Consider the following 24,361-nt stretch of genomic DNA (forward strand, 5'->3'; position numbering starts at 1 on the left):
TCCTGCGGCGGCAGATCGAGCCCCGCCAGGGTCTGCGCGGTCGTGCGCAGCTGCCCCATGATCGCCGCCGAGGTCATCGAGTGCCCCATGACATCGCCGACCACCAGCGCGACCCGGCTGCCCGGCAGCGGGATCGCGTCGTACCAGTCGCCGCCCACCCGCGCGGTCTCGGCGGCCGGGAGGTACCGGGAGGCGAGCCGCACACCCGTCGGGCGGGGCAGGGTCTCGGGGAGCATGGTGCGCTGCAGCTCGTCGGCGATGTAGGCCTCACGGCCGTACAGCACCGCCTTGTCGATGCCGAGGGCGCTGTGCGTGGCCAGCTGGGCCGCCACGAGCAGGTCGTCGGCCTCGAACGCCGGCCGCTCCGGGCGGCGCAGGAACAGCGCCGCGCCGATCACCCGGCGCCTCCCGCGCAGCGGCGCGAGGATCGCGTGCTGCCCGGACGGTACGACCGCGTCGCCGCCCTCGCCGAGCAGCTCGGGCAGCGCGGCCCGGGCGGCGGGCGCGTCGGCGAACACCGGACGCACCCCGCGCAGCACCTCGTTCAGCGCGCCGCCGGGGCGCACCTCGCACAGCTCGGTGGTGAGCGCGGACAGCTCGGCCAGCGCGCTCGGCTCCGGCTCCGGTTCGAAGGCGGGCGGCAGCAGCACACCGTCGGTGTCCCGCTCCTCCGGAATCCGGTCGGTACGGCGCAGCCGCAGCACCACCGGACCGGTGGGCCGTTCGTCGCCGACCGGCAGCGGGTCGCGCAGATAGACCAGGATCGCGTCCGAGAACGTCGGCACCGTCGCCCGGCACAGGCCCATCACGATCTCGTCCAGATCGAGACCGCGGGCGATCCGCCGGGTGGCCGCGCCCACGAATCTGAGCCGGTCCCCGTCACGCCGCATGGGCATCGGCCGCCCGGGCGGCAGCCCCCGCCCGGTACGGCGTTCCTGACCGCCCGCCGCCCGCTCCTGCTCGGTGCCGGGCTGCGGCGGGATGCCCTCCGGCGTGGGGCGCGGGCGGTGTGCGCCGGGCTCGGTGGCGGCGGGCTGGGAGTGCTCGGGGCCGTTGACTGGGGGCTCCTTCCCCTTGTTCCCCTTGCCGCAGGGCGCGGTCGTCCCCGGGCCGGAGGGCGTGCCGTCGGTCCGGGCCTGAACCGGTAAGGCGGCGGGCCCGCCGGCCTGCTTCGGGGCACGCCGGAGCGCCCCGCGGCCCTCCGCGGGGTCGGCGCCCTGGGGGCGCTCGAAGGAGGTCGGCTGCTCCGTCACGCGTGTCGCATCCATCCGTACGGCACTGCGCGCCGGGCGCGCAGTTGCTCCCGCAGAAGTCCCGATACCCGCAATACGTGTCCCAGGAACGGAATTCCCGCGTGCTCAGAGGTGGTTCCTGTGCCACCACCGATCGCGGTGGTCACGCCGTCGTACCCCTCGCTCACGTCCTGCCGCCCCTCGGTGACGATCGGTCAAGCCCGACGCATGCGCCGGGAGTTGCTTGTGTGCGCCCTTGCGGAGGACGATCCTACGTTTGCGGCCCGGGGGCGCATCAAGGGTCTCATGAGGACACATGCGCGGGCGTGCGGTCCCAGTCCTCGGGGAGAGAAGGTACCGTCCAGGACGGGTCCGGGCGCCAGTGCTGCCAGCCCTCCGAGAACGGCGGTCCCCAGGTCTCGATCACCTCGACCGCGTCCCGCCCGGCCGCCCGGGCCCGTTCGGCGGTGGCCGCGTCCATCAGCCCGTCCCGCTGGGCCTGCGCGAACTCGTCCTCGTCGCGCCAGTGCCAGCTGCGGTCGGGATGGACGGAGATGTCCAGGAAGTAGTCCTCGGAGTCCACCCCGCCCGCCCAACGGGCAAGCGGCTGCTCGAGGTTGACGTACCAGTTCTTGAACCGCCAGCCCGGCTCCCAGAACAGCCACACCGACCAGGGTCGGCCGGGCTGGGCCAGCTTCAGCACGCCCGTCCCGAACCAGCGGTCCCGCTGCACCGTGCGCGGCTTGGTGTAGCGGGACTCCAGCGGCTCCTGGTGCACGGGCGTGCCGTCGGCCAGGGCGGGTTTCATGCAGTCCGTGCCGGGGGCCAGCCACACGGCGAGCAGTTCGGCGTCGTCGCGGACGACGGTGACGGGCCGGGCGATGTGGAAGTGCCGGCCGGCGTTCTCCCGGTAGCGCCACAGGACCTGATCGCCCGGGCTCCAGTGGCTCGCAGGTCCCGCGTCCGCGTCCCGGTGTGTCATCGCTCCGTCGTCCGTCATGGACAGATATTAGGTGCCGCAGGCATACGACGCTGCGGTGCACGTCACGGTTCCGGGCGGGCGACGGTGGCGGTGACGGTGGCCGGAAAGGACCGGTCGGGGGTGCGGGCGGGGCGTCGGGGTCAGGGGTGGGTCATCCGCAGGACGTCCAGCGCCTCGTCGAGTTGGTCCAGCGTCAGGTCGCCGCGTTCGACGTAGCCCCCCTCCAGCACGACCTCCCGGATCGTCTTCCGCTCGGCGAGGGACTTCTTGGCCACCTTCGCGGCCTCCTCGTACCCGATGTACTTGTTCAGCGGGGTCACCACGGACGGCGACGACTCGGCGTACTCCCGGGTCCGCTCGCGGTCGGCGGTGATGCCGTCGACGGTCCGGTCGGCCAGCAGCCGCGAGACGTTGGCGAGCAGCCGGACGGATTCGAGCACGTTCTTGGCGATGACCGGGAGCATGACGTTGAGCTCGAAGTTCCCGGAAGCGCCGGCGGTGGCGATCGTGGCGTCGTTGCCGATCACCTGGGCGGCCACCATCAGTACGGCTTCGGGGATCACCGGGTTGACCTTCCCCGGCATGATCGACGACCCCGGCTGCAGATCGGGCAACCGGATCTCGGCGAGCCCCGTGCGCGGTCCGGACGCCATCCACCGCAGATCATTGGCGATCTTCGTCAGCCCGACCGCGATGGTCCGCAACTGTCCGCTGGTCTCCACGATCCCGTCCCGGGCCCCCTGCGCCTCGAAGTGGTCGCGGGCCTCGGTCAGCGGCAGCCCGGTGGCCCGGGCGACCTCCTGGATGACGGCGGCGGAGAAGCCGGGCGGGGTGTTGATACCGGTGCCCACGGCGGTGCCGCCGAGGGGGAGTTCGGCGAGGCGGGGGAGGGAGGCGCCCAGCCGCTCGACGCCGTAGCGGATCTGGGCGGCGTACCCGCCGAACTCCTGGCCGAGGGTCACGGGGGTGGCGTCCATGAGGTGGGTCCGCCCCGACTTCACGACGTCCGCGAACTCCTCGGACTTACGGCTCAGGGAGGCGGCGAGGTGCTCCAGCGCCGGGATCAGGTCGTGGGTGACGGCGGCGGTCGCGGCGATGTGGATCGAGGACGGAAACACGTCGTTGGACGACTGGGAGGCGTTGACGTGGTCGTTGGGGTGTACGTCCCGGCCGAGCCGCTCACTGGCGAGGGTCGCGATGACCTCGTTGGCGTTCATGTTGGAGGAGGTGCCGGAACCGGTCTGGAAGACGTCGATGGGGAAGTGCTCGTCCCACTGTCCCGCGGCGACGTCGGCCGCGGCTTCCTGGATGGCTTCGGCGATGTCCTTGTCGAGCACACCGAGCTGCGCGTTCACCCTGGCGGCGGCGGCCTTGATCCGGGCCAGCGCCTCGATGTGGGCGCGTTCGAGACGCCGGCCCGAGATGGGGAAGTTCTCGACGGCGCGCTGCGTCTGGGCGCGCCACTTGGCGGTGGCGGGGACGCGGACCTCGCCCATGGAGTCGTGCTCGATGCGGTAGTCGCTCATGGGAGCTACAGCGGTTCGGGGTGCGGGGTTGTTCCCGGACACTACGCCGAGTGAGCGATCGACCACCCAGGCCGCCCGTGGCCCCGGGGAAGCCCCTGGGGCCACGGACCGCCGGCCGGGTCAGGCGAGCCCGGGACCCCGCACCGGGATCGAGGTGAACGTGGGCTGCGGGGCAGGATCCTGGAAGAAGTCGTTGCCCTTGTCGTCCACGACGACGAACGCCGGGAAGTCCTCGACCTCGATCTTCCAGACGGCCTCCATGCCCAGCTCCTCGTACTCCAGGACCTCGACCTTCTTGATGCAGTCCTGGGCGAGACGCGCGGCCGGGCCGCCGATGGAGCCGAGGTAGAAGCCACCGTGGGCGTTGCACGCGTCGGTGACCTGCTTCGACCGGTTGCCCTTGGCCAGCATCACCTTCGAGCCGCCCGCCGCCTGGAACTGCTCGACGTAGGAGTCCATGCGGCCGGCCGTCGTCGGGCCGAACGAACCGGAGGCGTAGCCCTCGGGGGTCTTCGCCGGACCGGCGTAGTACACCGGGTGGTCCTTCAGGTACTGCGGCATCTCCTCGCCCGCGTCCAGCCGTTCCTTGATCTTGGCGTGGGCGATGTCACGGGCCACGACCAGCGGGCCGGTCAGGGAGAGGCGGGTCTTGACCGGGTACTTCGTCAGCTCGGCGAGGATCGTGTCCATCGGCTGGTTGAGGTCGATCTTGACGACGTCGCCGTCCGACTCGAGGTGCTCGTCGGTCGTCTCCGGCAGGAAGCGCGCCGGGTCGGTCTCCAACTGCTCCAGGAAGACGCCCTCGGCGGTGATCTTCGCGACGGCTTGGCGGTCGGCCGAGCAGGAGACGGCGATGGCGACGGGGCAGGAGGCGCCGTGACGGGGCAGGCGGACGACGCGGACGTCGTGGCAGAAGTACTTGCCGCCGAACTGCGCGCCGATGCCGATCTTCTGGGTCAGCTCGAAGACCTTCTGCTCGAGCTCCTTGTCCCGGAAGCCGTGGCCGAGCTCCGATCCCTCGGCGGGGATCTCGTCCAGGTAGTGCGCGGAGGCGTACTTCGCGGTCTTCAGCGCGTACTCGGCGCTCGTGCCGCCGACGACGATCGCGAGGTGGTACGGCGGGCAGGCGGCCGTACCGAGCGAACGGATCTTCTCCTCCAGGAACTTCATCATGGAGGCCTCGTTCAGGACGGCCTTCGTCTCCTGGTAGAGGAACGACTTGTTGGCGCTGCCGCCGCCCTTCGCCATGAACAGGAACTTGTAGGCGCCGCCGTCGGTCGCGTACAGCTCGATCTGGGCCGGGAGGTTGGAGCCGGTGTTCTTCTCCTCCCACATGGTGAGCGGAGCCATCTGCGAGTAGCGCAGGTTCAGCTTGGTGTAGGCGTCGTAGATGCCGCGGCTCAGCGCTTCCTCGTCGCGGCCTTGCGTCAGTACGTTCTGGCCGCGCTTGCCCATGACGATCGCCGTGCCGGTGTCCTGGCACATCGGGAGCACACCGGCCGCCGCGATGTTCGCGTTCTTCAGCAGGTCGAGCGCGACGAACTTGTCGTTGCTCGACGCCTCGGGGTCGTCGATGATGCGGCGCAGCTGGGCCAGGTGGGCCGGGCGCAGGTAGTGCTGGATGTCGTGGATGGCCTCCTCGGCCAGCTTGCGCAGCGCCTCCGGCTCCACCTTGAGGAACGTCCGCCCGTCCGGGCCCTCGACGGTGGAGACGCCCTCGGACGTCACCAGCCGGTAGGGGGTGGTGTCCTCTCCCTGGGGGAGCAGATCGGTGTACGCGAACTCAGGCATCTCAGCCCATTCCTCACTCGGCAGACGGCTGCCCGCCGACGCTGGCGGGCTTCACCAGCGTAGAACCTGCCGCCGACACGGAACCTGTGAGGTGAGGCTCAGTTCGACACGCCCGGGGTTTTCCCCACCCCTAGTCGCGATCTATCGCGTTTCGGTACGCTGCTGTCGTGGACCTTCAGAAGCACACCGAAGCACCTGTCGCCGAGCTGCGTGCCTCGGACGCCGACCGTGATCGCATCGCCGAGATCCTCCGTGAGGCCCTGGCCGAGGGGCGGTTGACTCCTGACGAGCACGCCGAGCGGGTCGAGGGTGTCCTCGCCGCCAAGACCGTGGGCGAGCTGGAGGCCTTCATACGGGACCTGCCCGCCGCCCACCAGCAGCCGTCCGCCCCGGCCTACACGCCGGTCCCGCCCCGCCCCACCCCGGGCGCGGTCCCGCACGAGGCGGACGCCAACGTGGTCGCCGTCTTCAGCAGTGCGGTGCGCCGGGGCCGCTGGCGCGCGGGACGCCGGCTGCACGCGTACTCGATCTTCGGCAGCGTCGAGATCGACCTCAGTGAGGCGATCTTCGAGTACCAGCAGGTCGTGATCAAGGCCGTCTCGGTCTTCGGTGACGTCCAGATCCGCGTCCCGGAGAACGTGTCGCTGCGCGGCACCGGGGGCGGCGTCCTCGGCAACTTCGAGGTGGACACGCTGGACTCGGTCGACTCCGAGGCGCCGGTCGTCTACGTCGACGGCTGGGCCGTACTCGGCAATGTCGAGGCGCGGCCCAAGCGGGGCAAGCGCGTGGCGGACATCCTGGAGCGGGTGCAGGACAAGATCGACCGGAAGCTGGATCGGGTCCAGGACAGGGTCGACCGGAAGCTGCGCGGGCATCTGGGTCATTGACGGTCGCGAATCGGCCGGTGATCGGAAGGGTCCGGTCCTCCTGTGCCCTCGCGGTGGGGGCGTGAACGAGCCGCTGTGCGCCTGCGGTTGGGAACGCTGTGCATAGGCCCGCGCACAGCGGGTAGGCCTTGCTGCATCGTCTCTCGCTCGCGAAGCCGTCGTCAGGAGTAGACCGTGCTGCAACCGCCGCATTCGTCCTTGCAGGTCGCTGCCCTTCCGGCCCAGCGGGTGCCAGCGCGGGACAGGGACCAAGACGCTCCCTGGCACACCGAGGCGGTGTGCCAGCGCGACGAGGCCGGCCTGTTCTTCGCCCCGTCGAAGGAGCCGACGGCCGCCCGGCTCTCGCGCGAGGAGGCGGCCAAGCGTGTCTGCGCGCGCTGCCCGGTGATGGTCGAGTGCCGCGAACACGCCCTCCTCCAGCCCGAACCGTACGGCGTCTGGGGTGGCCTCACGGCAGCGGAGCGCCGAGTGGTCCTGGCGAGGCGCCGCAGGCGGGAGATGGAACTGAAGAAGGCGGCGCGGACGACGACGGCCAACCGCATAGCCGGATGACCGGACAGGACGCGCCCCCTCCGCACAGGGGGCGCTGTCCTCCTCAGGGGCGCGGGCACTGGGCGAGAAACCACACGTGACCGGTACTCGCCGACGCTCGACGCGCCCCCTGTGGGCAGGCGCTACTTGGCCCGGTCGAAGTCGATCGCGCTGTAGGCCCGCAGCTTGCGGAGCCGGTGCTCGGAGTCGATCCGGCGAACCGTCCCCGACTTCGACCGCATCACGATCGACTCGGTCAGCGCGGTCTCCGACCGGTACCGCACACCCCGCAGCAGCTCACCGTCGGTGATACCGGTGGCGACGAAGAACACGTTCTCACCCGAGACCAGGTCGTCGGTGGTGAGCACCCGGTCCAGATCGTGCCCGGCGTCGATGGCCCGCGCCCGCTCCTCGTCGTCCTTGGGCCACAGCTTGCCCTGGATGGTGCCGCCCAGGCACTTCACCGCGCAGGCCGAGATGATGCCCTCGGGCGTACCGCCGATGCCGAGCAGCAGGTCGACGCCCGTGCCCTCGCGCAGCGCGTACACCGACCCGGCGACGTCGCCGTCGGAGATCAGCTTGATGCGGGCGCCGGCCTCCCGGACCTCCCGGATCAGACCCTCGTGCCGCGGCCGGTCCAGGATGACGACGGTGACGTCCTCCGGCGAGGACCGCTTGGCCTTGGCGATCCGGCGGATGTTCACGCCGACGGGCGCGTTGATGTCGACGAAGTCCGCCGCCTCCGGGCCGGTGACCAGCTTGTCCATGTAGAACACGGCGGACGGGTCGAACATGGCGCCGCGCTCGGCGGCGGCGAGGACGGCGATCGCGTTCGGCATGCCCTTGGCCGTCAGCGTGGTGCCGTCGATCGGGTCGACCGCGATGTCGACCTCGGGACCGGTGCCGTCACCCACCTGCTCCCCGTTGAAGAGCATCGGGGCCTCGTCCTTCTCGCCCTCGCCGATGACGACGACGCCGTTCATCGACACGGTGGAGACGAGGGTTCGCATGGCGCGCACCGCGGCACCGTCGGCGCCGTTCTTGTCGCCGCGCCCCACCCAGCGGCCCGCGGCCATGGCGGCGGCTTCGGTCACCCGGACGAGTTCCAGGGCGAGGTTGCGGTCGGGAGCCTCGGAGGGAACATCGAGCTCGGACGGCAGATGATGATTTTCGGTCATCGGAGCGCACCTTTCTGATACGACGACGGCCGGATGAGGGTATTGGACCCTGACTCTATCGCCGGGCAGACAAAATGAGCAGGGGACCCCACGGATGAGCGCATGGGGCACCTGCGACGATAGGGGGCGTGGCAGGTTCGAACGGCAAGCAGAAGACGGCCCGGGACATGGTTCTCTCCCTGGCCCTGATCGGCATCGCGGCGTTGGTCGTCTACTTCCTCGCCATCCCGCACGACGATCACACTCCCGACCTCAAGCGGGTCGACTACCGGGTCGAGCTGCTCACGGCCCGTCGCGCGGCGAGCTACCCGGTGGCCGCCCCCGAAGGCCTGCCGAGTACCTGGAAAGCGACCTCCGTACGCTTCCAGGGCGAGAACTCCGACCGCTGGCACCTGGGCTACCAGACCCCGGACGGCCAGTACGTCCAGATCGAACAGTCCACGCAGAAGGCGTCCGACTTCGTCGCCGACGCCAGTCAGGGCGCGTCGGCGACGAAGAAGACCGAGGCGATCGACGGCCGGACCTGGACCCGCTACACCGGTGGCCGCTACGACGCCCTCGTCCTGAACGGCCCGTCCGGCTCCACGACGGTGGTGGCCGGCACGGCGTCCTTCGCGGAGCTGGCGAAGGTGGCGGCGGCGCTGAAGACGCGGTGAGCCGCGCGCGACATGCGCGAGAGGCCCCCGGCGGTGTGCCGGGGGCCTCTCGCGTACGGGGCGTGCGGGGTGCCGCGGGGGTCAGACGGTCGTGACGACGTCGTCGTACGCCAGGCGCGGCGAGCGCGGGAACCAGGCGTCGGGGCCCGGCTTGCCGATGTTGACCACCATCAGCGGGGTGTGGTCGTCGTCGAGGAACTCCTTGCGGACGCCCTCGAAGTCGAGGCCGGTCATCGGGCCGGCGGCGAGGCCCGCGGCGCGGACGCCGATGACGAAGTAGGCGGCCTGCAGGGCGGCGTTCAGCGCGGCGGCGCCCTCGCGGGCCGGGCGCTCGCTGAAGAAGAGGTCCTTGGCCTGCGGGAAGTGGGGGAAGAGGGTCGGCAGCTCCTCGTGGAACTCGTTGTCCGCGGAGAGGATCGCGACCAGGGGGGCGGCGGCCGTCTTCGGCTGGTTGCCCTCGGCCATGTGCTTCACCAGGCGCTCGCGGGCTTCGGGGGAGCGGACCAGGGTGATGCGCAGCGGGCTCTGGTTGAAGGCGGTGGGGCCGTACTTGACCAGGTCGTAGATCGCCTGGACCTGCTCGTCGGTCACCGGCTCGTCGGTGAAGGTGTTCGCGGTGCGGGCCTCGCGGAACAGCAGGTCCTGGGCGGCGGGGTCAAGAACGAGAGACATGTGTGCGTTTCCTTGGGGGCGTCTTGTTCCGACGTACCGGACCGTGGTCCGGATCGGCTGACGGCACCGACCCTACGCCAGCGAAGTTCAACCTTCAACAATACTCGGGGTGTGGTGACCCGCCTCACAGCCTGCGGGGAGCGGCCCGCCCCCGGACCGCGCCTACTCGGTGCCCCCTCCCCGCTCCTTCGCCTCCCCCTCTTCCTCCTCCGCGAGCGCCGCGTCCAGCCGGGCCCGCGCCCCCTCCAGCCAGCGCCGGCACACCTTGGCCAGCTGCTCGCCGCGCTCCCACAGCGCCAAGGACTCCTCCAGCGTCGTACCGCCCGCCTCCAGGCGCCGTACGACCTCGATCAACTCGTCCCGCGCCTGCTCGTACGACAGCGCCTCGTCCACCTTGCTGGTCATTCGCCCACCTTCACCGTGAATTCACCGTCGGCGACCCGCGCACGCAGCGCCTCGCCCTCCGTCACCTCGTCCGGGCCGCGCACCACGTGCCCGTCGGACCTCTGCAGTACCGCATAGCCGCGCTGGAGCGTGGCCGCGGGGGAGAGGGCCACCACGCGCGCGTGCGTGTGTGCCAGCTCCGAGTCCGCGCGGTCCAGGAGATGGCCGAGGGTCCGCCGGCTCCGCTCGACCAGGGAGGTCACGTGGTCGGCGCGCTCGTCGATCATCCGGTGCGGATCCTCCATCGACGGGCGGGCCAGCGCGTGCGCCAAGCCCCGCTCCTCCCGCTCGACCAACGCGTTCATGCACCGCCGGGCCCGGTCCCGCAGCATCCGCACCCGCTCGAACTCCTCGCCCACGTCCGGTACGACCTTCTTGGCCGCGTCGGTCGGGGTGGAGGCGCGCAGGTCGGCCACGTGGTCCAGCAGCGGGTTGTCGGGCTCGTGCCCGATGGCGGAGACGACCGGCGTCCGGCACCCGGCCACGGCCCGCACCAGCTGCTCGTCGGAGAACGGCAGCAGATCCTCCACGCTGCCGCCGCCGCGCGCGACGATGATGACGTCCACGTCCTCGATCTCGTCCAGCTCCTTCACCGCCTGCACGACCTGCGGAACGGCGTGCACGCCCTGCACCGGGACGTTGCGCACCTCGAAGCGGACGGCGGGCCAGCGGTGCCGGGCGTTCTCCAGCACGTCCCGCTCCGCGGCGGAGGCGCGGCCGCAGACCAGCCCGATCAGCTGCGGCAGGAACGGCAGCGGCTTCTTCCGCTCCGGCGCGAACAGCCCCTCCGCCGCGAGTGCCTTCTTCAGCCGCTCCAGCCGGGCCAGCAGCTCGCCTACGCCGACGGGTCTGATCTCGGCGGCGCGCAGCGACAGCTGGCCTCTGGGCGCGTACCACTCCGGCTTGGCCAGGACGACGACGCGGGCGCCCTCGCCGACGACGTCCGCGACGGTGTCGAACACCTGCCGGTAGCAGGTCACGCTCACGGAGATGTCGTACGACGGATCCCGCAGCGTCAGGAAGACGACTCCGGCGCCGGGCCGCCGCGACAACTGTGTGATCTGCCCCTCGACCCACACCGCGCCGAGCCGGTCGATCCAGCCCCCGATCAGCCGGGAGACCTCACCGACGGGGAGGGGGGCTTCGGGAGTGGTGTTCACAGCCATGAGCCCGAGCGTAACGGGGGGTACCGACAGTGCGGTCCAGGCCGGGGCTTCGCCCCTGCCGGTGGTGCCCGCCGGTCGGGGAGGCCGTCGACTCCGTGACCGGCCTGGCCGGCAGTCCTCCCGGCACGGCAGCGGGCAGGCGATCCCGGCGCCGCCGAACGCACCCTTACGATGGGACGCATGACCGCTTCGCCTGGCCGCCGTGTCCTGCTCGCCGCCCCCCGGGGCTACTGCGCCGGTGTGGACCGCGCCGTGATCGCCGTCGAGAAGGCCCTCGAACAGTACGGGGCCCCGATCTACGTCCGGCACGAGATCGTCCACAACAAGTACGTCGTGCAGACCCTGGAGAAGAAGGGCGCGATCTTCGTCGAGCGGACGGAGGAGGTGCCGCCCGGCAACATCGTCATGTTCTCGGCGCACGGCGTCGCCCCGGTCGTCCACGAGGAGGCCGAGCGGGGCCGCCTCGCCACCATCGACGCCACCTGCCCGCTGGTCACCAAGGTCCACAAGGAAGCCGTCCGCTACGCCAACGACGACTACGACATCCTCCTGATCGGCCACGAGGGCCACGAGGAGGTCATCGGCACCTCCGGCGAGGCCCCCGACCACATCCAGCTCGTCGACGGCCCCGGCGACGTCGCCAAGGTCGAGGTCCGCGACCCCTCCAAGGTGGTCTGGCTCTCCCAGACCACCCTCTCCGTCGACGAGACCATGGAGACGGTCGACGCCCTGAAGACCAAGTTCCCGGGCCTGGTCTCCCCGCCCAGCGACGACATCTGCTACGCCACGCAGAACCGTCAGCTCGCCGTGAAGGAGATGGGCGCCGAGGCCGAGCTGGTCATCGTGGTCGGCTCGCGCAACTCCTCCAACTCCAAGCGGCTGGTCGAGGTCGCCAAGCTCGCCGGCGCCCGCGAGGCCTACCTCGTGGACTTCGCGAGCGAGATCGACGAGGCGTGGCTGGAGGGCGTGACGACCGTCGGTGTCACCTCCGGCGCCTCCGTTCCCGAGGTGCTGGTCGAGCAGGTGCTGGAGTGGCTCGCCGAGCGTGGCTACGGCGACGTGGAGATCGTCAAGGCCGCCGAGGAGTCCATCACCTTCTCCCTGCCCAAGGAACTGCGCCGTGACCTGCGCGACGAGGCGGCCGCCCTGGTCGCCGAGCGCGGCGGGTCCGGCACCCCTGAGGCGTGAGAGCCGGCCCTCCCGGAGCGTGACTGTCAGTCGTCCGTCGTAACGTGGAGCCATGCAGATCTTCGGCGTGGACATCGGCGGATCCGGGATCAAGGGCGCCCCTGTGGACCTGGACCGGGGCGACCTGGCCCAGGAGCGCCGCAAGGTGCTCACCCCGCACCCGGCGACGCCCGGCGGCGTGGCCGACGGGGTCAGGCAGGTCATCGACCACTTCGGCTGGACCGGCCCGGTCGGCCTGACCTTCCCCGGAGTGATCACCGGCGGTGCCATGGTCCGTACGGCGGCGAACGTCGACAAGAGCTGGATCGACACCGACGCCCGCGCCCTGTTCAGCGGCGCACTGGGCGGCCTGCCGGTGACCGTCGTCAACGACGCGGACGCGGCGGGCGTCGCCGAGATGCAGTTCGGCGCCGGCCGCGACCGCAAGGGCACGGTCGTCCTGCTCACCTTCGGCACCGGCATCGGCAGCGCCGTCTTCGTCGACGGTGTCCTCGTCCCGAACACGGAGCTGGGCCACCTGGAGCTGAGCGGCCACGACGCGGAGAAGAAGGCCTCCAGCAAAGCCAAGGACGACCACGGCCTGAGCTGGGAGCAGTGGGCGCGCCGCGTACAGAAGTACCTGGCCCACGTGGAGATGCTGTTCTCGCCGGAGCTGTTCATCGTCGGCGGCGGGGTCAGCCGCAAGGCCGACAAGTTCCTGCACTTCATCGAGGGCATAAGGGCCGAGATCGTCCCCGCGCAGCTGCAGAACAACGCGGGCATCGTGGGAGCGGCGATGAGAGCCGCCCAGCACGCCTAGGCCCTGCCGTCACACTCCCGTCTGCCCCGCGACGCCATGGCCGCCCTCCGGGCGACGACGGGAGTGTGACGACAGGGCCTGGGGAAGTCCGGTGCCGGCCGCTCAGATCGTCCGGCGCCTGCCCCGCACCCACCGCACCCGGCGCACGAGCACGATCACTCCGGCGACGAGCGTCCCGCCGTACAGCCAGCCGGCCTGGGTGGCGAGCCCGGTGAACAGCCCCATCAGCCGGCCGAGCAGCCCCCCGCTGCCGTCGGCGACCGGCAGCAGCCCCACGGCGAACGCGATCGGTACGACCACCGGAGCGGTCAGTACGTCCCCGGCCCGCACCCACAGCGCGGTCAGGACGCACACCGGCAGGAACAGCACGCCGTACACCGTCAGAGCCCCGCCGAACAGCACCGCGTCCAGGTAGCCGAGCAGGAACATCACCACGGCACAGAACAGTCCGCTGCCGAGCCCGGTGAGCCGGGGACCGGGGAGCAGCGGACCGGGCGGCACCGGCCGTGCGGTGCGCTCCCGCCGCCGTGCCCCCGGACCGTGCCTGCGCTCGCCGCCGGGCCTGCGCCGGGCCTGCGGGGGCAGGTGCGCGGGCTTTCGCGAGCCGCGTCGCGCTCCGTCGTTCGGGGGTCGCGTTCTGCGTTGCTCCACTGGACCAACTTAGGTCTGTTTATGTGCCGAATCACCCGTCCGACACGCCGGTGCGCAGCGCTTGGCCGGGCGTTCGAAGCTCCCGCGAGCCGGTAGACGCGGACCCCGTAAACTGGGGGATCGGCCAGTGTCGGTCTCTGGCCCCTGACAGCCCCCTGGCCCACTCATCTACGGGAAGTCGCAACGTGTCGCTCACGATCGGAATCGTCGGCCTGCCCAACGTCGGCAAGTCGACCCTGTTCAACGCCCTGACCAAGAACGACGTGCTGGCGGCCAACTACCCGTTCGCCACGATCGAGCCGAACGTCGGCGTCGTCGGCGTGCCCGACGGCCGCCTCGCCAAGCTGGCGTCGATCTTCTCCTCCGAGCGGATCCTGCCGGCCACGGTCGACTTCGTCGACATCGCCGGCATCGTGCGCGGCGCGTCCGAGGGCGAGGGCCTGGGCAACAAGTTCCTCGCGAACATCCGCGAGTCCGATGCGATCTGCCAGGTCATCCGCGCCTTCAAGGACGAGAACGTCGTCCACGTCGACGGCAAGGTCTCACCGAAGGACGACATCGAGACGATCAACACCGAGCTGATCCTCGCCGACCTCCAGACGATCGAGAAGGTCCTCCCGCGTCTCCAGAAGGAGTCGCGCATCAAGAAGGACGTGGCCCCCAAGGTTAAGGCGGTCGAGGAGGCCAAGGAGATCCTGGAGAAGGGCGACACGCTCTTCGCGCACGGCATCGTCCAGGGCACCGAGCGCAACGAGCTCCTGCACGACCTGCACCTGCTGACCACCAAGCCCTTCCTGTACGTCTTCAACGTCGACGAGGACGAACTGGTCGACGAGGAGTTCAAGGACGAGCAGCGCGCCCTGGTCGCCCCCGCCGAGGCGATCTTCCTCAACGCCAAGCTGGAGGCGGACCTCGCCGAGCTGGACGAGGAAGAGGCCCTGGAGCTGCTGGAGTCCGTCGGCCAGCACGAGCCCGGCCTCGCCACCCTCGCCCGCGTCGGGTTCAACACGCTCGGCCTGCAGACCTATCTGACGGCCGGCCCCAAGGAGTCCCGCGCCTGGACGATCAAGAAGGGCGCCACGGCCCCCGAGGCGGCCGGCGTGATCCACACCGACTTCCAGAAGGGCTTCATCAAGGCCGAGGTCATCTCCTTCGAGGACCTGGTCGAAGCGGGCTCGGTCGCGGACGCCCGCGCCAAGGGCAAGGCGCGGATGGAGGGCAAGGACTATGTGATGCAGGACGGGGACGTGGTGGAGTTCCGCTTCAACGTCTAGCGGGCGCCGTCGCCAAGTCGCTGATCCGGCAGACATGAGGCTGGAAGGGGGCCGGCCTTTCGGAGTCGGACCGCTGGTCCCCGTGCGGATGCCCGGCACGGGGATCTGAACCCCGCCGGTGCCGAGGGTGCGACGCCGTCCGCAACGCGGTTCCGGACGGCAGCCCGGCCAGGAGTCCCGAGGCCCGGAGAAGCCGGCGGGAGGGGTACGGCCCGCTCGTCCGGGTCCCGCCGCGGGATCCGGGGCGTGCGGACCAGCCGGCCCAACGGCCGTCGAATCCGGCTGCCGCCCGAGACCGGAACCCCGTCGGGCGCGGGCGCGGTGTGGCACCGGGACCGGACCAGCCGGACTTCGCCGTTCTCCAGGCTGGCCAGCCTTGTCTCCGTGGAGTGTCGCCGGGCGGCGCCGGCGTGGGCCGCGGTGGGAACGGAGGTCCCTGGACGGTCCCCACAAGCGCTGCGCATACGGCGCCGGCCTCACATCGCCGGGGCGAAGGCGGCGGCCGGTGTGCTCGTCGGTTCGGGCCGTGTGTCCGGGGCGGGGCGGGTGTGCAGGCGGTGCAGGTAGGCGCGGGCGCTGGGCAGGGTCTCCAGCAGGATCCGCTGCTGGCGCCGGATTCTCGTGAAGTGGGCGTCGGCGGCCCGGCGGGCTGCCGTACGGTGCCACAGGGCCGCCGGCGGCGGACCTCCCTGCGGGTCGAGGGCGGCCAGCAGGGCGCGCAGCTGTGTCTCGTCCGGTTCGGGGGTCAGTCCGGCGTGATGCCCCTCCAGGCAGGCCGACAGGGTGTCGGACGGCGGAAGTTCGCGGTGCGCCCGCCAGAACGGCGTGTCCGCGCGCGGGGCGGCCCGGTACAGGAGCTGGGCCAGGTCGTCGGCCGCCGCCGCGTCGGCCGCCGCGGCCCGGTTGAAGCGGTCCGCCGGGGTGCGCAGGTGCTGCCGGGCCGGGAAGTCGCGGACCAGGCGGTCGAGTTGGCGCAGTACACCGGTGAGGCCGTCGTCGGTGAGCGGGTCCGCGGACCGGGCGGCCGAGCCGAGCGCCACACAGTTGTGCACCCAGGCGCGGCGGGCGGTCCCGGCGGCCCGGGTGTGGACGCGGACGTCGGCGGCGCCGGGGCGCAGCCCCCACAGGGCGCACAGCGTACGCACCGCCTCCTCCTCGTCCGTCCAGGTGCTCGCGCAGACGAGGCCGGCGCCGATCCGGTCCGCGAGCGGGCGGTGCCAGGCCCAGCCGTACGGCAGGGCGGTGGCCGTGCCGCACGGTTCGATGTCCGTCACGGCACTGTCGTGCGGCACGCTGACGGTGACCGTGCGGTCGGTGAGCGGGTGGCCGGCCCCCCGGGTGAACGGTTCGCGCAGCACGCCGCTCATCAGCAGGCTCGCCGGACCGGTGCAGTCCAGGAACAGGTCGCCGGCGATCCGGGCGCCGTCGGTGGTGCGCAGGGCGGTGAGCATGCCGTCTCCGTCCCGGTCGGCGCCCAGCAGCGTGCCCCGCGCGGTGCGGACGCCGAACCGCTGCACGGCCGTCCGGCGCAGCAGCCGGGTGAGGAGTTCCGCGTCGGCGTGCCAGCCGTAGGGGACGGCGACCCTGCCGTCCAGCCAGCGTGGCGACCGGCGGGCGTCCAGCAGTGCCGGCTCACGGAAACACGCGCGGTCCATCGGCTCGACGGTCTCCCCCGTACGGCGGCGCAGCCGCCAGAATTCCGACAGCGGGAACTCCTCGCATTCGGGGAGCGGCGCGAAAGGCCGGTCGAACAGGTCCGGTGCGTGGCCGGGCATCGGCCGCGGTGAGAGGTCTGCCTTTCCGCCGGTGCGCCAATTGACGTACCGGACGGCGAGGGTGAAGGACGCCGAGCAGGCGCGCATCCAGGTCTCCTCCTGAATGCCCAGCCGGTCGAAGAGGTCCCGCTGCACCCGCGGGGCCAGCGTCACGGCCCGGCCGGTCGCGTCGGCCGCCCCTGTGTGCTGCGGAGTTTCCAGCACGGTGATGCCGACCGCCCCGCCGAACGTGGCGGCCAGACGGGCGGCGGCGGCCCAGGCGGCGAGCGTGCCGCCGACGACCACGATTTCTCCGATATGGCTTTCCAGGCTGTCCATGGGGAAATTCTCGACGGGGCGCTGTATTTGTTCTGTATCGGCGGGTACAGAGTGCCCGGAGAAGAGGTACAGAGGGGAATTCCATGCTGTTTGTGCGGGGCCTGAGAGGGACCCGGACGAACAGGAGGAGAAATGTACGACGAGCTGCGCTCCCCGAATCAGGTCCAGCACCCTCTGGAATACCTGACGGAGATCGAGAACTCCGCCGTGATGGAGCAGGAACTGCTCCTGCGGGACGCCGGGACGCCGTGGGGGGATCTGCTGGCGGCCTATGTGGACGCGTTGAACGAACTGGCGGTGCGGGGCACGGCGGAGGACGGGTACGTCGCCACGTACGGGCTGGACGAGGGGCACGCGGGCGGGTGCGGCTGAGCCCATGACACGCGGGAGCCCGGTGGCCGGCCGTCAAAGGGACGGGCCGGCCACCGGGCCGGGCAAGGGGAAAAGGAAAGGGGAGGGGGAAGAGAGGTGGGAGGCGGAGAGGCGCGGTGCGGCGGTCAGGCCACGGCCGCCTGCCGGTGCCGGGACGCGGCCGGGCAGTTCCGCCGGGCGTACAGCCGTACCAGCGGCATCAGCCGGTAGCAGGGCTCGTCGTGGTGCGCGCCGGATGCGTCCGCGCTCGGCGACGCCGTCAGGAGCCGCGCGTCGGCGAGCTCGTCCAGGAGGTGTTCCGTGTGCCTGGGAGCGAGGTCGAGCAGTGCGGCGGCGTCCCGAGCGGTCAGCCGGGAGGGCCCGTTCGCCGCGAGCACGCCGAGCGCCTCGGCGGCGGCGGGGGTGAGCGCGTCGAGGGCGGTGCGCAGTCCGGTGCCGATGTCGAGGGCGCCGATCCGCAGTTCGTCGAGGCGGTGCTCCTCGGGTGCGAGCCGGTCGGCGAGGCGGGCGACCGGCCAGTGCGGGCGGGTGGCCAGCCGGACGCCGGCGATCCGCAGGGCGAGCGGCAGCCGGTCGCAGAACTCGGCCACCCGCAGGGTCGCCCGGGGCTCCGCGGCGAGCCGTTCGGCGCCCGCGGCCGACGCGAGGAGTCCGGCCGCCTCCGCCGGGGTCATGGGGCCGAGCCGTACCAGCCGTACCGCGTCCAGGGTGGCGAGCGTGGGATGGGTGCCGGTGACGACGGTGCGGCTGGGGCCGACGCCGGGCAGCAGCGGCCGTACCTGCGCGTCGTCCGCCGCGTTGTCCAGGACGATCAGCATGCGCCGGTCCGCGACCAGGGTCCGGAAGAACTGCGCGCGTTCGTCGACCCCCTCGGGCAGCGGGCGGCCGTCGGCCCCGAGCGCCCGCAGGAACCAGCCCAGCACCTCCCGTGGCTCGCGCCGGCCGCCGTCGCCGGTGCGCAGATCCGCGTACAGCTGCCCGTCGGGGAAGTCCGCCCGGCACAACTCGCCGATCCGCAACGCCAGCGCGGACGTCCCGGTCCCGGGTGCCCCCGCGACCACGACGTCGTGCCGCCCCCGCAACGCGGCGACGCCCTCCTCCACCTCCGCGCCCCGCCCGACGAAATCGACGGGCGCGGAGGGCAGGAGCGCCGGTACGACGGCACCGACGCCGCCATCGGGTGCGAGCGCCGGGGACGCGGTGGCCGCGTGCGGCAGCGCTGGACGCGCCGCCGCCGGGGCCGGGGCCTCGGTGTCCTGGGTGGACGCGGGCGGGGGCGCCGTCGGGGCGGGCAGGGTGAGCGGGGTCGTTGCGGGCGCTGCCGCCAGGGGCGTCGGCGCAGCCGGGGGGTGCGGCAGGGTGCCGGTGAGGATGTGGTGGTGGAGGGTGCTCAGGGCGGGGCCGGGGTCGATGCCGAGGTCGGTGGCGAGCAGGCGGCGGCCCTCGTCGTAGACGGCCAGGGCGTCCGCCTGCCGGCCGCTGCGGTACAGCGCGGTCATCAGCTGGCCGCGCAGCCGCTCGCGCAGCGGGTGGCTGTGGACGTGGCCGGTGAGGGCGGGGACGAGATCGCCGTGGCGGCCCAGGGCGAGCGCGGCCTCGGTGTGCTCCTCGAGCGCGGCGAGCCGGGCCTCCTCCAGGTGCGGCCCCTCGGCCTGGGCGAGTTGCTCGGTGACGTCGCCGAGGGCCGGCCCGTGCCAGAGCGCGAGGGCCTCGGAGAGGCTGCGCTCGGCCTCGGCGAAGCGCCCGGCGCGCAGGTGGCCCCGGCCGGCGTCGGCGAGTTCACGGAAGGTGTGCCAGTCGAGGGTGGCCCCGTCCGGGTCCATCCGGTAGCCGGTGCCGTGACGGGTCAGGCCGTGCCCGGGGCCGAGCCGGGTGCGCAGCCGGGACACATAGGTGTACAGCTGACGGGTGCTCGTGGCGGGCGCGTCCCAGCCCCAGAGCAGGGTGGTCAGCCGCTCGTCCGTGACGAGCCTGCCCCGCGCGAGGAGCAGCACGGCGAGGGTGGCCCGCTGCTTGGCGCCGTCGAGGGCCACGGGGCGCCCGTCGCGTTCGGCGGACACCGGGCCGAGAATCCTGAACTCCATGCGGGCCTCCGCGGGTGCGCGGGCCCGCTGCTGTCTCGGGCCGTCTCCCGCGAAAAGCTAGTGACCTGGGGTTTTTCCTTGTTCTCGGAGCGATTTCGGGGCTGCGAAACAGCTTCGAAAGAGGCGTAAAACGGCGGCTCCGTAGCGTTCTCGTCATCGCCCCGGCAGCGCCCCGAGACCGCCGGACACCACCTTCAGGAGGACCCCGTGAACCGTCTCTTCCACACCGCCAGGAGGACCGCCGCGACCGCTCCCATGGGCCGGCTCGCGACCGGTGCCGTGCTGCTGCTCGCCGCGGTCGGCACGGTCGGCGTCACGCACGACCTGAACCCGCTCGCGGGCCGCTCGCCGTCGGGCATCACGGCGGACGACCGGGGGCCGTCGGTGCGGGCCGCGGACGATCCGTGGACGGTGACGCGGAAGGTGGTGCAGCGCGACGACCCCTGGACGTCCGCTCCCGTCGGCGCTTCCCCGCTGCGCGACGACCCGTGGACGTGACCGGCGGGCGGGTACCGCGGCCGGTCAGGGCCGGGCGAGTGCGAACAGCAGGCCGGGGTCGGCCGGTTCGTCCTGCCCGAGCGCCGCCAGCAGCCGGTCCACGCGTTCGCGCCACTGCCGCACGCCGACGTCGGCGAAGAGCTCACCCGCCCCGCGCAGAGCGGCCGCGGCGCCCGCCCGGTCCGCGCGCAGCATCAGCACACACCCGAGGAGGACGGCCGCCCGTGCCTGGAGATACCGGTCCGGCACCTGTTCGGCGGCCTCGATGGCGTCCCGCAGCACCGTCTCGGCGTCCGCCAGTCTGTCCCGGCACCACAGTGCCTCCCCCAGCGCGCGCAGCACATGCGCCTCACCCCGCCGGTCGCCGCTGTCGAGAACCAGCTCCAGCGCGCGTCGGCACGCCTCCTCGGCCCGCACCCCGTCCCCTTGCTGAATGAGTGCCTCGGCGAGTCGTACGGTGCTCTGCGCCTCGCCGCGCGCCACGCCGAGTCCACGGCTCTTGGCCACCGCCTCCGACGACAGCAGCAGGCTCGCCTGCGCGTCGCCCCGCTCCAGTTCGATCTGCGCGAGCAGCCCCAGTACATGGGCCTCCGCGTAGTGGTCGCCGACCTCGCGGAAGATCTCCAGGGAGTCCCGGCCCAGGTCAAGGGCGTGGACCAGGTCCGAGCGGTGGCGTGCGCACAACGCCAGGTTGCGCAGGACGAGCGCACGGCCCTGGTGCCGGTCCAGCTCCTCGAACAGGCGCAGTGCCGGCAGCAGCCTCTCGTGGGCGGAGTCGAAGTCCCACTGGATGATCTCCAGGGTGCCCAGGGACTGCAGCAGCGCCGCCTCGCCCAGCCGGTCGCCGGTGCGCCGGGCCGCCGCCAGCGCGGTCTCGGCGCAGTCCCGCCAGTCCTCCAGGTAGTTGCGGTTCTGGAACAGGGTGACCGCGGTGACGGCCAGGTCCCAGGCGTGGGCCGACTCGTCCTCCCGGGCCAGCTGGTCCACCAGAGAGGTGAGCGCGAGCCGCTCGGTCTCGAACCAGCCCATGGGATCCTCCAGCAGGCTGTCCACGAGATGGGCGGGCAGGTCGCGCAGTGGTGCCGGACCGTGGATGACGGTGTAGTCGCCGCCGTACATCCTGCGGTGGGCCTCGCGGGCGAGGGCGAGCCAGGTGCCGCCGGCGCGCCGTACGGCGGCACTGCGCTCGGCGTCGGTGTCCTCCTCCAGGGCGCGTTCGCGGGCGAACAGGCGCAGCAGGTCCTGGAAGCGGTAGCGGACGTGACCGACGCCGACGCTGACGGGTTCGAGCAGCTGGGCGTCGACGAGCTGCTCGATGAGGTCCTCGGCGTCGACGGGGTCGAGGTCGAGCAGGGCGGCGCCGGCCCACGCGGAGAACTCGGGGACGCTGAGCACGCCGAGCTGCCGGAACATGCGGGCGGTGTCGGGGGGCAGACCGCGGTAGCTGAGCCGCAGGCCGGCGCGGACCCCGCGGGAGTCGATGCTGAGTTCGTCGAGTCTGCGGTGCTGGTCCTCCAGACGGGACACCAGGGTCCGGACCGACCAGTGGGGTTTGGCGGCGAGCCGGGCGGCGGCGATCCGCAGCGCCAGCGGCAGCCGGTCGCACAGCTCGCTCAGCCGTGCCGCGCCGACCGGGTCGGCCGCGAAGCGGTCGTCCCCCGCGACCCGGGAGAGCAGGGCGATCGACTCGTCCTGTTCGAGGGAACCGAGCTGAAGGGGGACGTAGGCGTAGTCGCCGGCCAGGGCGCCGCCCATGCTGTCGCGGCTGGTGACCAGGACGCAGCAGCGTGAGGTGCCGGGCAGCAGCGGACGTATCTGCGCGAACGAGCGGGCGTTGTCCAGGACGATCAGCACCCGCCGCCCGTCCAGGACGCTGCGGAACAGCGCGGTGCGCTCGACCTGGTCGGCGGGGATCTGCGGGCCGGGGACGCCGAGGGCGCGCAGGAAGCGGTCCAGTACGGCACTCGGCCGGCGCGGTGCCTCCTCCTCGTCGTAGCCCCGCAGGTCGGCGAAGAGCTGGCCGTCCGGGAAGCGGGCGACGACCTGGTGGGACCAGTGGACGGCGAGCGCGGTCTTGCCGACGCCGCCGGTGCCGGTGAGGGAGCCGACCGGCAGCGAGGTGCCGTCGAGGTGGTCCAGCAGCCGGTCCAGGGTGGCCAGTTCGTCCCGTCGGCCGGTGAACGAGGCTGGGGCGGGCGGCAGATGGGCGGGCACGATGGTGGCCGGCGCCAGGCTGACCTGGTCGGCCGGCGGCACCAGCGCCGGGGAGTCGGCGAGGATCTCCTCGTGCAGTTCCTGCAGGGCCGGGCCGGGATCGATGCCGAGCTCGTCGGCGAACAACCGCCCGGCCTCCCGGTAGGTCTCCAGGGCCTCGGCACGCCGGCCGCACCGGTACTGGGCCAGCATCAGCTGGGCGACGGCCTGTTCGCGCAGCGGGTTGTCGCGGACGAACCGGGCGAGTTCGGCGACGATTTCGCCGTGTTGGCCGAGTTCCAGACGGACCGAGGTGAGCTGCTCGTACACGTCGAGGCGCAGTTCGGTCAGGCGGGTGGCCTCGGCTTCGACGCGTTCGGCGGTGATGCCCTCCAGGGCCGGCCCGCGCCACATGGCCAGGGCTTCCTCGAAGCGGGCGCGCGCCTCCTCCAGCTCGCCCCGGCGGGCGGCGGCCTGCCCCTCGGCGGCCCGCTCCTCGAACTCGACGGCGTCGATGCGGTGTTCGCCGGGGAAGAGCATGTAGCCGGGGTGACTGGTGGTGAGGACACCGTCGACGCCGAACGCGGTCTTCAGGGACTTGCGCAGCGCGGAGACGCAGATGGCGATCTGGTTGCGGGCGGTGGCGGGCGGTTCGCCGTGCCAGACGGCGTCGGCGAGGGTGTCGACGGAGACGACCCGTCCGGGGGCGAGCAGCAGCATCGACATGATGGTGCGCTGCCGGCCGCCCTGCAGGGGCATGGGCCGTCCCTCTGCGCTGATGTCCAGTGGCCCCAGGATCCGGAACACGACCTGAAGCACGCTGCCTCCCGAAACTCCGGCCGCAGCCGTACCGTACGGCCCGTTTCGCCGCTTTCTGTCTGACTAACAAGGCGTCCCAGAGGGCCGCAACGAGGGCGGCAGCAAGCTGCCAGCGCGGCCGTGATCAGGCGCGGGCCCGCCAGGACGCCGGGGGCGGGGCCGCGGGGCGGTGCCAGCGGGCGGGCGCCGGGGCCCGGTCGGCGGCCGGTTCGGCGGCGCTTTCGGCGGGGGCCGTGGCGAGCGCGGTGAGGAGCGCGGCGACGGCGGCGATCTCCTGGGGGGTGGGATTGCCGCCGATCACACGGAAGAGGGCGGGAGCGAGCGGCCCGTCGAGCGCGGGCGCGGGAGCCGGCGGGGCGGCGGGCGCGGGGGCCGGCGGGGTGGTGGTGGGGGAGGTGCGGGCCATGGGGGCCTCCTCACATCGGGGGGTTGCCGTGTTTGCGGGTGGGCAGGTCGGCGTGTTTGGTGCGCAGCATCGTCAGGGCGGCGATCAGCGCGGTACGGGTGTCGGCGGGGTCGATGACGTCGTCGACGAGTCCGCGTTCGGCCGCGTAGTAGGGGTGCATCAGCTCGGCCTTGTACTCCTTGACGAGCTGCTGCCGCATCGCCTCGGGGTCGTCGGCCGCCTGGATGCGCCGCCGGAAGACGACGTTCGCGGCTCCCTCGGCGCCCATGACAGCGATCTCGTTGGCGGGCCAGGCCAGGGAGAGGTCGCAGCCGATGGACCGGGAGTCCATGACGATGTACGCGCCGCCGTAGGCCTTGCGCAGGATGACCTGGACGCGGGGCACGCTGGCGTTGCAGTAGGCGTACAGCAGTTTGGCGCCGTGCCGGATGATCCCGCCGTGCTCCTGGTCGACGCCGGGCAGGAAGCCGGGGACGTCGACGAGGGTGACCAGGGGGATCGAGAAGGCGTCGCAGAGCTGCACGAAGCGGGCGGCCTTCTCGGAGGAGTGGATGTCGAGGACGCCGGCGAGGGAACTGGGCTGGCTGGCGACGATACCGACGGCCTGGCCGTCCAGCCGGGCGAGGGTGGTGATCACGCTGGTGGCCCAGCGTTCGTGGACCTCCATGTGCTCGCCGTCGTCGACGACCTCGGCGATGACCTCGCGCATGTCGTAGGGGCGGCTGCCGTCGAGCGGCACCAGTTCGCGCAGCCTCTCGCAGCGCCGGTCGGCGGGGTCGGTGGCCGCGACGGCGGGCGGTGCCTGGCGGTTGTTCTGCGGGAGGAGCGAGAGGAGGTAGCGCACCTCGGCGATGCAGGTCTCCTCGTCGTCGTAGGCGAAGTGGCAGACACCGCTCGTCTCGGCGTGGACGTCGGCGCC

The 24,361-nt window shown here is 72.2% G+C and carries 22 protein-coding genes; 8 read left to right on the plus strand and 14 right to left on the minus strand.

Going from position 1 to position 24,361, the window contains the following annotated elements; all coding sequences use genetic code 11:
* The 4 genes from ACWC94_RS41595 to ACWC94_RS41610 all read right to left on the minus strand — a co-directional run.
* On the minus strand, window positions 1-1,268 hold a 1,268-nt coding region (locus tag ACWC94_RS41595), incomplete at its 3' end, for a SpoIIE family protein phosphatase (protein WP_450802887.1).
* 268 nt (window positions 1,269-1,536) lie between these two features.
* The gene (fomD, locus tag ACWC94_RS41600) at window positions 1,537-2,232 is read right to left on the minus strand and encodes a cytidylyl-2-hydroxypropylphosphonate hydrolase (RefSeq protein WP_450802888.1); all 696 of its coding nucleotides are present in this window, start codon (window positions 2,230-2,232) and stop codon (window positions 1,537-1,539) included.
* Between the two features lie 122 nt (window positions 2,233-2,354).
* A complete protein-coding gene (locus tag ACWC94_RS41605; RefSeq protein WP_450802890.1) occupies window positions 2,355-3,740 on the minus strand; it encodes a class II fumarate hydratase in 1,386 nt (461 codons plus the stop codon).
* A gap of 120 nt (window positions 3,741-3,860) precedes the next feature.
* Window positions 3,861-5,531: a fumarate hydratase gene (locus ACWC94_RS41610; RefSeq protein ID WP_450802892.1), complete on the minus strand. Its 1,671-nt coding sequence runs from the start codon at window positions 5,529-5,531 to the stop codon at window positions 3,861-3,863.
* Between the two features lie 167 nt (window positions 5,532-5,698).
* On the opposite strand from ACWC94_RS41610, the gene ACWC94_RS41615 reads away from it, so the two are divergent.
* Window positions 5,699-6,418 carry a DUF1707 SHOCT-like domain-containing protein gene (locus ACWC94_RS41615; protein ID WP_450802893.1) on the plus strand — a complete coding sequence of 240 codons (720 nt, stop codon included), beginning with the start codon at window positions 5,699-5,701 and terminating at the stop codon, window positions 6,416-6,418.
* 174 nt (window positions 6,419-6,592) lie between these two features.
* Window positions 6,593-6,970, plus strand: coding sequence for a WhiB family transcriptional regulator (locus ACWC94_RS41620; protein ID WP_450802894.1), 378 nt, complete (start codon window positions 6,593-6,595; stop codon window positions 6,968-6,970).
* A 122-nt stretch (window positions 6,971-7,092) separates the two neighbouring features.
* Here ACWC94_RS41620 and glpX read toward each other — a convergent pair whose 3' ends face one another.
* Complete coding sequence (gene glpX, locus ACWC94_RS41625; protein WP_450802896.1) at window positions 7,093-8,127, minus strand: class II fructose-bisphosphatase; 1,035 nt, start codon at window positions 8,125-8,127, stop codon at window positions 7,093-7,095.
* A 128-nt stretch (window positions 8,128-8,255) separates the two neighbouring features.
* Between glpX and ACWC94_RS41630 the strand changes: the two genes are divergently transcribed.
* Window positions 8,256-8,783 (plus strand): DUF4245 domain-containing protein, encoded by a 528-nt coding sequence (locus tag ACWC94_RS41630; RefSeq protein WP_450802898.1) that lies wholly within the window; start codon window positions 8,256-8,258, stop codon window positions 8,781-8,783.
* A gap of 81 nt (window positions 8,784-8,864) precedes the next feature.
* On the opposite strand, the gene ACWC94_RS41635 is transcribed toward ACWC94_RS41630, so the two are convergent.
* The 3 genes from ACWC94_RS41635 to xseA form a co-directional block, all read right to left on the minus strand.
* A complete protein-coding gene (locus ACWC94_RS41635; protein ID WP_450802900.1) occupies window positions 8,865-9,455 on the minus strand; it encodes a malonic semialdehyde reductase in 591 nt (196 codons plus the stop codon).
* 162 nt (window positions 9,456-9,617) lie between these two features.
* Window positions 9,618-9,860 (minus strand): exodeoxyribonuclease VII small subunit, encoded by a 243-nt coding sequence (locus ACWC94_RS41640; RefSeq protein ID WP_450802901.1) that lies wholly within the window; start codon window positions 9,858-9,860, stop codon window positions 9,618-9,620.
* Window positions 9,857-11,065: an exodeoxyribonuclease VII large subunit gene (gene xseA, locus ACWC94_RS41645; RefSeq protein ID WP_450802903.1), complete on the minus strand. Its 1,209-nt coding sequence runs from the start codon at window positions 11,063-11,065 to the stop codon at window positions 9,857-9,859. The genes ACWC94_RS41640 and xseA overlap by 4 nt, the downstream gene beginning before the upstream one ends.
* A gap of 171 nt (window positions 11,066-11,236) precedes the next feature.
* On the opposite strand from xseA, the gene ACWC94_RS41650 reads away from it, so the two are divergent.
* Both ACWC94_RS41650 and ppgK read left to right on the plus strand, forming a co-directional pair.
* Window positions 11,237-12,253 carry a 4-hydroxy-3-methylbut-2-enyl diphosphate reductase gene (locus ACWC94_RS41650; RefSeq protein ID WP_450802904.1) on the plus strand — a complete coding sequence of 339 codons (1,017 nt, stop codon included), beginning with the start codon at window positions 11,237-11,239 and terminating at the stop codon, window positions 12,251-12,253.
* Between the two features lie 52 nt (window positions 12,254-12,305).
* Window positions 12,306-13,052: a polyphosphate--glucose phosphotransferase gene (gene ppgK, locus ACWC94_RS41655; protein ID WP_450802905.1), complete on the plus strand. Its 747-nt coding sequence runs from the start codon at window positions 12,306-12,308 to the stop codon at window positions 13,050-13,052.
* Window positions 13,053-13,154: 102 nt separating this feature from the next.
* On the opposite strand, the gene ACWC94_RS41660 is transcribed toward ppgK, so the two are convergent.
* Window positions 13,155-13,703, minus strand: a complete 549-nt coding sequence (locus tag ACWC94_RS41660; protein WP_450802907.1) for a DUF6542 domain-containing protein — start codon at window positions 13,701-13,703, stop codon at window positions 13,155-13,157.
* Between the two features lie 185 nt (window positions 13,704-13,888).
* Here ACWC94_RS41660 and ychF point away from each other — a divergent pair, with 185 nt between their 5' ends.
* On the plus strand, window positions 13,889-14,977 hold the full coding sequence (ychF, locus tag ACWC94_RS41665; protein WP_450802909.1) for a redox-regulated ATPase YchF: 1,089 nt from the start codon (window positions 13,889-13,891) through the stop codon (window positions 14,975-14,977).
* Window positions 14,978-15,453: 476 nt separating this feature from the next.
* Here the strand turns inward: ychF and ACWC94_RS41670 are convergent, their stop codons facing one another.
* Window positions 15,454-17,070, minus strand: coding sequence for a tryptophan 7-halogenase (locus ACWC94_RS41670; protein WP_450802911.1), 1,617 nt, complete (start codon window positions 17,068-17,070; stop codon window positions 15,454-15,456).
* A gap of 132 nt (window positions 17,071-17,202) precedes the next feature.
* Here ACWC94_RS41670 and ACWC94_RS41675 point away from each other — a divergent pair, with 132 nt between their 5' ends.
* Window positions 17,203-17,442, plus strand: a complete 240-nt coding sequence (locus ACWC94_RS41675) for a DUF6269 family protein (RefSeq protein WP_450802912.1) — start codon at window positions 17,203-17,205, stop codon at window positions 17,440-17,442.
* A gap of 125 nt (window positions 17,443-17,567) precedes the next feature.
* Here the strand turns inward: ACWC94_RS41675 and ACWC94_RS41680 are convergent, their stop codons facing one another.
* Window positions 17,568-19,526, minus strand: coding sequence for a BTAD domain-containing putative transcriptional regulator (locus tag ACWC94_RS41680; protein WP_450802913.1), 1,959 nt, complete (start codon window positions 19,524-19,526; stop codon window positions 17,568-17,570).
* A gap of 207 nt (window positions 19,527-19,733) precedes the next feature.
* On the opposite strand from ACWC94_RS41680, the gene ACWC94_RS41685 reads away from it, so the two are divergent.
* Window positions 19,734-20,024 (plus strand): hypothetical protein, encoded by a 291-nt coding sequence (locus ACWC94_RS41685; RefSeq protein ID WP_450802915.1) that lies wholly within the window; start codon window positions 19,734-19,736, stop codon window positions 20,022-20,024.
* Window positions 20,025-20,048: 24 nt separating this feature from the next.
* Here the strand turns inward: ACWC94_RS41685 and ACWC94_RS41690 are convergent, their stop codons facing one another.
* The 3 genes from ACWC94_RS41690 to ACWC94_RS41700 form a co-directional block, all read right to left on the minus strand.
* Window positions 20,049-23,036, minus strand: a complete 2,988-nt coding sequence (locus tag ACWC94_RS41690) for a BTAD domain-containing putative transcriptional regulator (protein WP_450802916.1) — start codon at window positions 23,034-23,036, stop codon at window positions 20,049-20,051.
* A gap of 124 nt (window positions 23,037-23,160) precedes the next feature.
* Window positions 23,161-23,442: an acyl-CoA carboxylase epsilon subunit gene (locus tag ACWC94_RS41695; protein WP_450802918.1), complete on the minus strand. Its 282-nt coding sequence runs from the start codon at window positions 23,440-23,442 to the stop codon at window positions 23,161-23,163.
* Window positions 23,443-23,452: 10 nt separating this feature from the next.
* Window positions 23,453-24,361: acyl-CoA carboxylase subunit beta (locus tag ACWC94_RS41700; RefSeq protein WP_450802920.1), on the minus strand; the 909-nt coding region annotated here is incomplete at its 5' end.

The organism is Streptomyces sp. NPDC001135, from assembly GCF_053598395.1.